The sequence below is a fragment of the Brevibacterium sp. Marseille-P9724 genome (assembly GCF_902500275.1).
GTDB lineage: Bacteria > Actinomycetota > Actinomycetes > Actinomycetales > Brevibacteriaceae > Brevibacterium.
Window position 1 is genome coordinate 1 of the sequence record NZ_LR723006.1, and the last position, 2,664, is coordinate 2,664.

Here is a 2,664-nt window from a genome sequence, read left to right on the forward strand (position 1 = left end):
CGACCGACAGAACGCTGCGCGGATCGGAGCTGGCGAGGATGACCCCGGCGGAGGCGATGGCGACGTCGGTGCCGGCGCCGATCGCGATGCCGACATCTGCCTGTGCCAGCGCCGGAGCGTCGTTGACGCCGTCGCCGACCATGGCGACCTTCTTGCCCTCCTCCTGCAGGCGGGCGACCCGAGCCGACTTGTCTTCGGGACGCACCCCGGCGAAGACTCGGTCGATGCCGAGCTCGCGGCCGACCTCGACGGCGACCGCTTCGGCGTCGCCGGTGATCATGACGACCTCGATGCCCAGCCTGTGCAGCGCGTCGACGGCATCGCGGGACTCCGGTCGAACCTCGTCGGCGAGCTTGAGCCCGCCGACCACCTGCCCGTCCCGGAGGACGTGGAGGATGATGGCGCCTTCGTCCCGCCAGTCCTCAGCGGTCTCGACCTCATCCTGGCCGGTCTCCTCGAGCAGCCGCGGTCCGCCCACGCGGACCTCGCGGCCGGCGACATCGGCGGTGACGCCGACAGCGGGCGATGAGCTGAAGCCGGTGCCGGCCTCAAAGGACAGTCCGCGCTCCTCGGCGGCTGCGACGATGGCCCGGGCAAGGGGATGCTCGCTGTCGGCTTCGGCGGAGGCTGCAAGGGAGAGCACTTCGTCGGCGTCGAGATCGCCGACAGGCTCGACGCGGGTGACGACCGGTTCGCCCTTGGTAAGCGTGCCGGTCTTGTCGAAGAGAACCGCATCGACCTGGCGCATGGACTCCATGGCCAGGCGGTCCTTGACGAGCACTCCGCCCCGAGCCGCGCGCTCGGTGGCGATCGAGACGACCAGCGGGATGGCCAGGCCCAGAGCGTGCGGGCAGGCGATGACGAGCACTGTGATGGTGCGGGTGACGGCGTCGTCCGGACCGCCGGCGATTGCCCAGACCACTGCCGTGATGAGAGCGGCCCCGAGGGCGAACCAGAACAGGAGGGCCGCGGCGCGGTCGGCGATCCGCTGGGCTCGCGACGAGGACCCCTGGGCTTCGGCGACGAGCCGGTTGATGCCGGCCAGGGCCGTATCGTCGCCGGTGGCGGTGATCTCCACGCGCAGGCCCGAGTCCGAGGCGACGGTGCCGGCGGTGACCGCATCGCCCTCGCCGCGGGAGACGGGACGCGATTCGCCCGTGATCATCGATTCGTCCATGTCGGCGCGGCCGTCGACGACGGTGCCGTCGGCGGGAACGCTGCCGCCCGGTCGGACGATGACGACGTCGCCGACCCTGAGCTCAGCCGGGTCGACGGTCACGACATCGTCGCCCTCGACGCGCTCGGCTTCATCGGGCAGGAGAGCGGCCAGGGAGTCCAGGGCGGACGTCGTCTGCGCCAGCGAGCGCATCTCGATCCAGTGTCCGAGCAGCATGATGACGATGAGCATCGCCAGCTCCCACCAGAACTCCAGCTCTCGGTCGACGAGGCCGAGGGTGGAGGCCCACGAGGCGAGGAACGCCACCGTGATGCCGAGGGCGATGAGCATCATCATCCCCGGGCTGCGGCTCTTTAGCTCGTCCCAGGCGCCGGTGAGGAACGGGATGCCGCCCCAGAAGTACATGACGGTGCCGAGCACCGCGGCGGCCCAGACGGCCCAGTCGGGCACCGAGTAGCCGATGAGCGCGGCGAACATCGGCGACAGGGCGACCACCGGGATCGCGATGACCAGGTTGATCCAGAACAGCCGGCGGAACTGGGCGACGTGATCGCCGTGCCCGCCGTGTCCGGTGTGGTCGCTGTGCCCGGTGTGGTGGCTGTGCTCGGCCTCGTGTGCGGAGCCGCCGTGGTGGTGTGCGCTGTGATCCGTCATCGCTCTCTGCTTCCCCTCAATCTGTCTGCTCTGCCCTCAGCGGTCTCAGGACTACGGCTTGATTTCGCTTTCGACAACCCACTTGTGGTTCTTCATCTTCGTGCCGTCGGCTTCGTAGTCGACCATGTAGACGGTTTCGTCAGTGGAGGATGCGATCGTAGCCTTCGCGCCCTTCATGCCCTCCATGTGCTCGGCTTCGAGGGTGACGTCGGCTCCGTCCTCGAGGCGCTCGTCGCCGGCGTCCTCGATCTCCTGCTGGACGACCCACTTGTGGCTCTTGACCGGATCGCCGCCGGTCGTCGGGGTGTAGTCCACCGCGTAGGTGTAGGTGTCGAATGCGCCGACGACGGTGGCCTTCGCGCCGTCCATGCCCTCCATGTGGTCAGCGGTGAGCGTCACGTCGGTCCCGACCGGGTACTTCGGAGACTCGGCCTTGTCGATGCCCTTCGGTGCGGGACCGCCGTCGGCCGGGTGGTCCGAGTGGTCGCCTGCGCTGTGGCTGCCCGCGGCGGTGCTCGTCGGGCTGCTGTCCTCTGCGGAATCGTCTGCTCCGGCGCCGCAGCCGGACAGGGCGAGGGCTCCTCCGAGGATTCCCGCGGTGACTGCTGTTGTGAGGCGCTGCTTCATGGATCTCCTTTCCTTCGGTCTGCGTCTTCGACGCTATACCCCTAGGGGGTATCCGTCAAGGGGTGGGGCGGATCTTCCCGGGCGGGCTGCGGACGCCGCGGCCGGCCGCCTCGGCGGCATCGCGATCGGCGCCGGCACCGACGTCGCCATCGCCTCCGCCGGGGTCATCCTCGCCAGCTCCGATCCGCGCAGCGTTCTGTCGGTCA

General features: G+C 69.6%; 2 protein-coding genes. Both read right to left on the reverse strand.

Annotated elements, in window-relative coordinates:
* A partial coding sequence (locus GC119_RS10830; protein ID WP_151953139.1) for a heavy metal translocating P-type ATPase occupies positions 1 to 1,831 on the reverse strand: 1,831 nt, incomplete at its 3' end.
* Between the two features lie 51 nt (positions 1,832 to 1,882).
* The gene (locus tag GC119_RS10835; RefSeq protein ID WP_151953140.1) at positions 1,883 to 2,458 is read right to left on the reverse strand and encodes a YdhK family protein; all 576 of its coding nucleotides are present in this window, start codon (positions 2,456 to 2,458) and stop codon (positions 1,883 to 1,885) included.
* Positions 2,459 to 2,664: the final 206 nt, after the last annotated feature.